Here is an 8498-nt window from a genome sequence, read left to right as displayed (position 1 = left end):
CCGCCAAAGCGGCCCGCACCCCATCCGCCTCACCGCATAGCCCCTTTGGATTTTTGACCTTTGGGGCTCGCCACTGCTGAAAGGGGCGACTACCCGCAATCTTGGAAGCTGGATCGACAGAGCGCAAGGCTTGAGGCGGGCACAAGGCCCGCCCCTACGATTGGCCTTCGCCATGTTGTAGGGTCATCTACAAGGGATCCCCCTCACCCCATTGGTTCTTCCACCAACAAGGGGGGGATCAGGGTGGAGCGGTAGCGATCCGGATGGTTAGGAGCGCTTACCGAGGACTCGTAACTGCTTTATTGCGAAGATAAAATTTTCTGCGAGGGATGGGCCGCGTAAGCGCCCACCCCTCGCAGAAATTCCGCAAATTGAAAGGTCGTCGCTGCGCGTTGGGATGACCTCCTCCGTTGTGCGCAGCAGAGCACTCATAACTGAAAAAGGAATGCGAAGGTAACGAGTTAAATTGATTTAACCACATCTTTTGAGGACTTGTCCTCGGTTTTCAAAAGTGAAGGTTGACTATTTTGGAAAATATAAGCAGAATGCATGGAGAAGATCGTCAAGATTGACAATCGCCATGAATAAGGAGACTGAGTCGGATGCTAGAACGATCGTTGGCTGGATTCCAAGGGATCCTTGCGGGACAGCTGATCCCGGATGTGAGTTGGATCGCGTTGGCCATCGCTGCGGCCCTGGGCGCGCTGCTGACGTTGCTCATCCCTTCGCTCCTCCCTCAAATCTGGAAGGTCTTCCGGCTGCAGATTGGAGGGCCATTCCGAGGGGCGAGCCTCCGACGCGCCTGCTTGAGAACCCCGCCGGTCCTCCCCCATGGGACCGGTCCGCTTGCCAGCTTGATCGGCCTGGTTCCCCTGACGCAGGTCTTTGTGACCCCTCGGTTGCAGGTCCTTCACAAATCCCCCTCCCATGCGACAACGGGGCTCCGCTGGCTGATCGTTGGGGAACCCGGATGCGGGAAGACCACTCTCCTGCAGATGCTGGCCCTGTGCTGGTCAGAGGCCGCTCAGGGCCGACCGCGTTCTCTCATGGCGCTTCTGCAGAGGCTGGCGCCTGCGGAGTTCCTGCCGCCGGACCGTGCCTTCCTGAGTCAGATTCCCTTCTGGTTGCCCGTTGCCCATTATCGGCCCCGCATTCCATTGAGCCAGCAGCTGGCTGAGCACCTTTATCGCATCACTCGGGGAACCCTTCAGGTGCCGGCGGATCTTCTGGAGCAATGGCTTCAGCAAGGTCGGTGCGCATTGCTGGTGGATGGCCTCGGACAAACGGATCGCGCGGACGCGGAGGCGGCTTTGCTTGAAGAGCTGGAGCGGCTGGCCGCGAGGACGGGGTGTTCGATCATCGCTGCAGGGGCCGTGCAGGCCGTTCGGCTGGAGGGTTTTCACGGTTTCGCGCTCCTCCCCTGGACAGAAGCTCAAATCCTAGCCCTCGCGGAGCGCTGGCAGTCTGTTGCTGGGTTTGGAAAACAGCCTATCGGGTCTAGGGAAGGGCCGGTCGCGTTCCTACGGGCGCTTCAGGAAGATCCAGAACGCATGGCGCTTGCTGGGAATCCGTGGCTGCTTTCCGGTCTCCTCATGCTCTTCATTCAGCACGGCGGCCTCCCCTCCCGCCGCTCGGTCCTCTATGCGCAACTGATAGGAGCTTTGCTTGACCGTCCCCAGGCTCTTCCTGTGGAAAAAGAGGAACTCCCTACCCCCCTGAAGTTGGCCACGCTGGAGAACCTGGCCTGGGCGATGCTTCTGCTGCGGCGCTCCTCGCTTCCTGCCGGATCCGCCGAGGAGTGGCTGGCCGACCTTCTCCGATCCGATGGGCGTTTCGAACCGGCTCAGGTTCGCCTGGCCCTCTCCTGGCTTCGGGAGCGGTGTGGGCTTGTCACTCCAGGCCCCACTCTAACTTTCTTGCAGCCAGCGTTTGCATCCGCTCTGATCGCCCGCATGGCGATAGCGGATCCGGGACGGCGGGCGCTGTTGTTGCGCCAGGTCGATGACTCCGAATGGCACGAAGCCCTGGTGATGTTCGCCGGCCTGGCCGAGCCCACCATGGTGCGGGAGTTGTTCTCCCACCTGCTGGATGCCGAGGATGATTTCTTCCACTCAAGAACCCGCTTGGCCGGTCGCTGTCTGATCGAGGCGCCGCATCTGCAGGTGGAATTACGAGATCGGATTATCGAGCGCTTGCGCGCGTTGTTGATCGACACCCCCTATGCGTTCCTTCAGGAGGAAGCGGCTTCCATTCTGGCCCGGATCCCCGGCCAAACCGAATGGCTGGCCGATCAGCTCCGCAGGCCGGACTTGGCCACCGGGACCCGCGGGTTCATTGTGGAGGCGCTCGCCCGGGAGCAGGGGGCCCGGGCTGCCGGGCTTCTCACCCTGGCGTTGCGGGATCCGCGTGTCCCCGCTCCGGTGCGGGAGCAGATCGCCGAGCATCTGGGATCCCTGGGCGATCCGACCATCGCCCGGGATCTGCTGGATTTGGTAGGAGATGAAAGCGTGGAGGTTGAGCTCCGGCGCAAGGTGGTGATGGCCATTGCTCGAATGGGGGACCAGTCGCTGGGGCCGGCGCTGGTGGAGCTCTTGACCCTCCCCTGGCTAAACCCGATCATCCGCGAGGCCCTTCTGGAAGCCCTCAAGTCCCTGGGTGAAGCAGGTCTGGTGGACGAGTTGATCCCATTGATCCGCGATCCCAACATGCCGGTGGAGCTTCGACGCCGGATGGTCGGAATGCTCAGCGCCTGGCTTCAGCCTCAACAGATCGAAGCCGTTCAAGCTCTGGTGGAGGATCCCAATCTGGACATCAGCTTGCGGACGGCTCTCCTAAACGCGCTGGCCGAGGCGGGGATTCGATCCCTCACCCCCTGGCTGATGAGCTTCCTCAAGGAAAGCCGCTGGCGTCGCCTGTTGGCCAAAGCGTGGCAATGGGTTCAAACGCTGCCGCCGTTCTTGGTGCAATGGATCGATCGGTTGACCGGTCTCTCGAAGGCGGCGCAAGAGGATTTCGCCCGGTTGATCCTGCAACGCCAGGCGATCGTGGCCCTGGGCTTGTTACGGGATCGTCGGGCGGTCCCGCTCCTGATGCGGCTTCTGCGGAATCCTCAGGTCCATTCCTCTCTGCGGGCCCTCGTGCCAGACGCGCTGGCATCAATTGGAGAGAGCCGGGTGGTGCCGGAGCTCGTGGCTTTGCTTCAGGATCGCGGGACCGATTCGACGATCCGGGAGCGGATCGCTCTGGCCCTGGGCGCGATGAAGGCCACATCGGCGACCCGAGCCCTGTTGGATCTCCTGCGGGATCCGGTGGAGGATCCTTTCATCCAGGCCCGGGCCGCCCTGGCCATCGGGCTGATGCGGGATCCCTCGGTGGTCGTTGAGCTGGTGTCCCTTTTGCGTCATGAAAACCTTCCTGTGACCGCCCGGCGGGCCATCGCCGATGCCTTGGGGACGCTGGGGAACCGTGAGGTGGTGCGCTCGCTGATCCAGCTGCTGCCCGACGAGCGGATCCCGGCCTCGGTCCGGCAGTCCATCGTGGATGCGATTGGAGCCCTGGGCACCTCGGAGGTCGGCGATGAGCTGATGTGGCTGTTGCGGGATGAGCGGATCGATCCTCACGTTCGGGGGGCAATTGCCCTCACCCTGGCTGCCCTTCATCATCAGTCAGCGGCCCTCGAGATCATCCAACTTATCTCTGATGTCCGCATCGATCCTTCCGTCCGCAAGGCCCTGGCGGAAAGCCTGGCGGGCTTGTGGGATCCGTCGCTGATCTCTCCGTTGAGCCGTTTGCTTCAAGAGAGCACATTGGAGCCAGAGGTCCGTTTGGGGATCATTCGAACGTTAGGAGAACGGGGAGGGCCGGAGGCGTTTTCCGCCCTCTGGATCCTGGCGAAAAGCCCTGAGGTACCCATCGCCCTGCGCCGGGCGGCGGCCGACGCCATCGTTGCCTGCGCCAGTGCCGAATTTGAGGAGGCGCTGGTATCGTTGGCCTTGGATCCCGAGATCCCTCCCTATATTCGGGGTCGAGCGCTGGAGGCCCTTCGTCGGGTGGGTAGCGATACCGAGACGATTCACGCCTTGGCCGCTGCGCTCTCGGATTCAGATATGCCCAACGCGATATTCCACACTTTGATTGAGATCACGCGACGGGCCCGTGTTCGCCTGCTGTGGAACGGGGAAACCGTTCGCTTGATTTCCGAGGGAAGTGCGCTCCGGCCTCCAGGCGGAGAACAGCGACACAATTTTTAAAGTCGAGCCGAAATCAGGGCAGCGCTGCTTCCACGATTCTCCCCTCCCCCGTGCGGCGAACGCGCATGGGGAAGGGGAGAAGGGCGCGGAGCCAGCGCGCTTCGCCGGGCGGTGGCCAGATCACTGCCCTCCGGGGTGACTACCGCAATGGGGGATGAGAGGCCGAGCGGATATTGAAGGCGTTATGCCCAGCCCCTAAAAATGATCCTCACGGCTCCGAGGCCGGGGCCTCTTCCACGGGGATCGCGATCGCTTCCCCGCCTCCTCGGATCTGCAGACGGGAGCCATCTTCCCAGCGATACAGGCCAACCCAGACCCTCAGAGGGCTTCGGGATAGGGACTCCGGGAGGATCAGCGTTCGAATCTCCCGGATTCGATCGCCGGGCTGCCAGACACCGGTGTTGTAGGCCCCCTTCGCAATGCCCCCATCATGCTGAGCGCGGGGCGGGGAGGTAGGGGGCCAGCGGGAGGCCTCCGCTTCTGGATACACATGCACAAACGCGCTGTAATCCCGCGAGGGTTGCCGCTGCGTTTCCCAGTCCAGGATCACGGTGAGGCGTCCGCCGCGGCGAATGGCCTTCCCGCCCCGTAGAACGATCCCATCCTCAAAGGCCGCCTCCACGTTAGCCAGCATTTGATCCAGTGGTTCCGCCCACAGCGCGCGGTAACGAGGAAGGTTCTCCCCGGGCCAGGGGTCCGGCTCCCGAAGGGAGAGCAGCGCCTCGGTAGGAAGCCAACGCCGCAGCAGTGGGACGGGCTCGTGTTGCCAGCCGACGATCGCAGCGGGGACCTGGGGCGGGGTGGGCGGCTCCTGATCCAGCCGATGAATCCGCACCTGGGGCCGGTTCCACAGCAGGAACCGCATCTCCGCCCGCCCGATCCAGAGGTGCTCCGACAGGATCACGGTACCGGTGGGGTGGGCGTTCAAGAAGGTCTGGATCTCATGCGCCGCCTCCCATGAATCGAGGGAGAAAGCCCCCCGAACCCGCGTCTCGGCCCACCAAGCGGGATCGAAATATGCAATCGTGTGCCAGGGGAAGCTGAGGCCCAGGGCTCCCCCCAACGCGATCGCCCGCCCCCATGGGCTTCGGATCCACCGGGCCATGAGCCCCGCGAAGGTCCACAGGCCGAAGCCGGCCCAGAGGGCTACGACGGGAAGCGTCCCGCTGGCCCGTAGATAATGAGGGGCTTCGGTAGAGAGAAAGGTGGGGAGCAGCATGGAGAGCCCCCACAAGGCGGTGAAGGGAGCCTCCCGAAGGGCCTGGAGCCCGCCGATGAGGAAGGCCAGGGCGAGAAGCGGATCGAAGACCGGCCGCCCCCCCGTGTTATGGCGGGGATTCTCATCGCCACGCACGAAGAACATGCCGCCCACCCGTGTCGCCTGCTCCTGGACCACCTGAAGCAGCGGTCGCTGGCCATCGAAGGCGGAAGTTTGCCCCCCACGCAGGAGGAAATCCTCGGGGTGCAGGAGGAAGTAGGCGGCCAGCGGGGTCACCGTCAATAAAGCGCAGATCAGGAACACGCCGATCCCTCGCCGGTGGAATCGTTTCGGATCCCGCCAGCGCCCGGTGATCAAGCCGGTGGCGATGGGCAGGATCGTTATGCGGGCCGCCAGGTAGGTGTAGAACCCTCCACCCCAGATCAGGCCGGCGAGCGCCCAATCCCGAGACCGTCCGTTCCGGGTTGCCCGAGCCAGTGACCACAGCGTCAGCGCGGCGGCCAGAGGGAACAACCCCGCCCGGAACCCCACCCGGCTGAGGTTCAACGGCCAGAGCAGGAACGCCATCAGGATCCCGCTCAGCATGCCGATCTCCCAACGCCGGGAGAGGGTCCAGGCCATCCGAAGGGTCGCGGCCACGGTGAGCAGGCCGATCATGCTGGCGGTGAGCCGCAGGGCATATGGGGTGGGGCCCAGGATCGCGATGGCGCCGGCGACGAGATAAATGAAGAGGGGTTCACGGCCGTTGTTCTCCGGGAAGAAGAGGGCGGGGTGCCCTTCCAGGACGCGGAGCGCATCTAGCCCGTAATAGGCCTCATCGTACCAGAGACCATAGGGGAGGTGGGGAAGATCCATCCAGCGGAGCAGGGCGGCCATCCATAGCAGGCCCGCGATGGCCATCCAGCGGATCAGGGCTCGAGGGGGCATGCCAGGGTTTTACTCCTCATAGAGGGCAAGTTCTCACAGATTGCGCCCGGTTGTCACTCGCCGTGCGCTCATGAGCTTCTGATATGGGGGCGCGCTTTCAACGCGCCCCCCGTCCTTTCGGATTTCCTTATGAACTCAACGGGCGTTCAAGCGCCATGCTGCAAACCGGGCCGCGTTCAGAACAGTGGGATCTCCCCAGCGATGATCCTCCGGCGCACCACGGGGATGTTCGAGAGGTGTTCGTCCACGATCGCCTGCACCGCCTCTTGGATCCCCGGGGTGAGCTGGCCGGAGTGGACCCGGACGGCGACGTTAGCGATAAGGGGCTGATCCAGCGGCCGGCCGATCTGGGAGAGCAGATATACGGTGGCTTCCCGGATCTCCGGCAAACGGGCCACGATGTCCCGCGCGATCTCCAGCGCCAGGACGTTATAGACTTTCCCGACGTGGGAGATCGGGTTCTTCCCTGCAGCGGCCTCGAGGCTGGAGGAGCGGAAGGGGGTGATCAGACCCGTGATGCGATTCCCCCGGCCAACGGCCCCATCATCGCCCATCTCGGCGCTGGTGCCGGTCAGGGTCAGATAAAAATCCCCTCGCTTGGCGTGGTCGGCCGTGTTGACATCCACCCGTACCGTCCGCCCCTCCAGGGCGGGCAAGCTGGAGACGAAGCGCTGCAATGCCTCCTGGACACCGCGCTTAGCCTCCTCGTATTCTGCAGCGTCATGGACCCGGGTGGCGATGAAGGGGACGGCCACAGTGAGGATGACTTGGTTCCCCTGACGGAGCCCCATCACCTTGATGTCTTCGCCGATAGGGAACTGGTTGATCAACTCGTAATTGAGATAATGAGCGGCCTGATATACGGCCTCCTCTAGGCCGCTGCGGGGCCAGTGAGCGACGCCGAAGCTGGTATCGTTGGCAGTAACCTGATGGACGATGTCGATAAGCTCGCTGGCGCCGCGCCCGGCGAAGCAATCGATGATCACATGCTTGACCGGGTCCAAGTAACGCATGGTCTCGCGCAGGTAAGCCCGAGCGGCCTCGATCGCGATGGTCTCCATAGGGATCGCCCGACCGTTGTAAAAGGGGGTGCCCCGACCGGCGATTTGGATCCGAATGGGTTTCAACAGTTCCCCACCGCCGAAGCGGACGGAGACCTCGCCGGCGACCAGCTGGACCTTATCGAAATTGTGATGTAAGGCGCCGCCGAGATTTTCCTCGCACCATCGGGTGTATTCCCTGCTGATGCGCTCGGCGATGCCATCGCACAGGCTATCGGGATGCCCGATGCCCTTGCGCTCAACGATCTCTACCGGAAGGTCTTCGATATAAGGGCCGCTGGCCTCGGAAACCACGATATTGCGCATCGGAATCCTCCTTTCGGTTCATTATTTGCCAGCCTGGGTTCGCGCTTGATCCGGCCGGCTTTCAGCTGCATCCTGCCTCCTGGGGCCGTCCTCGATCGTCAAATTTCTATGACAATAAAATGCCCCTCCGGGAGGAGGGGCGGGACAAAACAAAAGCCTCTTCTGGGAAGAAGAGGCTCATCGCCGCTGCAGGCCACCTCATCTCCCAGACGAACCGTCTGCCGGAATTGGCACCATCCCCGTGAGCGCTCCGCCGGGGGGCGGCGTGCTCCCCGGTCGGCCCTGATGCTCCACGGGAGGTTGCCGAGGCTTCATCGGGCCGGGTCCCTCCGCCTCTCTCGATGAGTGCCGCACACTATTCACTTTATGCTTATCATAGCATAAGAATCAGGAATGTCAACTATGAGACTTGATGCGGATGCACCCCAATTTCGTCGGATGCGGTGAAATCAGATTGTCACCTCGTTGGGTAATGGTCGATTTTCTTCGCGGGTGGGGCAATTCCCTTCACCACGTAGCCCCGTTGAATTTTTGACATAAGGCGCTACCCCTGACTTCTCCCCGCGAGGCTGGGACACACCCCTTGATACATGATCGTGTGTGCCCCGGCAGCGACGTGCTGAGGCGCTCTACTGTGAACAGCGGGATGGATGACTTCTCCAGCTTCCTATGATTGCTGGGAGTTCCGCAGTTGGTTTTTCGTGGGGGCTTTTGGGGCGGAGCCGGGCGCCAGAG

3 protein-coding genes and 1 riboswitch are annotated in these 8498 nt (G+C 62.9%); of the genes, 1 reads left to right on the top strand and 2 read right to left on the bottom strand.

From position 1 onward, the window contains the following. Positions 1-602 precede the first annotated feature (602 nt). Entirely contained in the window at positions 603-4250 is a 3648-nt protein-coding gene (locus ACFMO5_RS02880) for a HEAT repeat domain-containing protein (RefSeq protein ID WP_376791267.1), read from the top strand. A gap of 208 nt (positions 4251-4458) precedes the next feature. On the opposite strand, the gene ACFMO5_RS02875 is transcribed toward ACFMO5_RS02880, so the two are convergent. Continuing rightward, positions 4459-6396, bottom strand: a complete 1938-nt coding sequence (locus tag ACFMO5_RS02875) for an ArnT family glycosyltransferase (protein ID WP_376791266.1) — start codon at positions 6394-6396, stop codon at positions 4459-4461. A gap of 176 nt (positions 6397-6572) precedes the next feature. Beyond that, entirely contained in the window at positions 6573-7763 is a 1191-nt protein-coding gene (locus ACFMO5_RS02870) for a methionine adenosyltransferase (RefSeq protein ID WP_376791265.1), read from the bottom strand. Between the two features lie 195 nt (positions 7764-7958). Next, positions 7959-8111, bottom strand: a riboswitch (SAM riboswitch). Positions 8112-8498 lie beyond the last annotated feature (387 nt).

The organism is Thermoflexus sp. (genome assembly GCF_042408365.1).
Taxonomy (GTDB): domain Bacteria; phylum Chloroflexota; class Anaerolineae; order Thermoflexales; family Thermoflexaceae; genus Thermoflexus.
The sequence above is the reverse complement of the archived record's forward strand: the minus strand, read 5'-3'. Positions and strand labels throughout refer to the sequence as shown.

What these genes read in the sequence shown, in the direction of transcription:
- ACFMO5_RS02880 (WP_376791267.1), top strand. Translation starts at nt 603, where the DNA reads ATGCTAGAACGATCGTTGGCTGGATTCCAAGGGATCCTTGCGGGACAG.
- ACFMO5_RS02875 (WP_376791266.1), bottom strand. Translation starts at nt 6,396, where the DNA reads ATGCCCCCTCGAGCCCTGATCCGCTGGATGGCCATCGCGGGCCTGCTA.
- ACFMO5_RS02870 (WP_376791265.1), bottom strand. Translation starts at nt 7,763, where the DNA reads ATGCGCAATATCGTGGTTTCCGAGGCCAGCGGCCCTTATATCGAAGAC.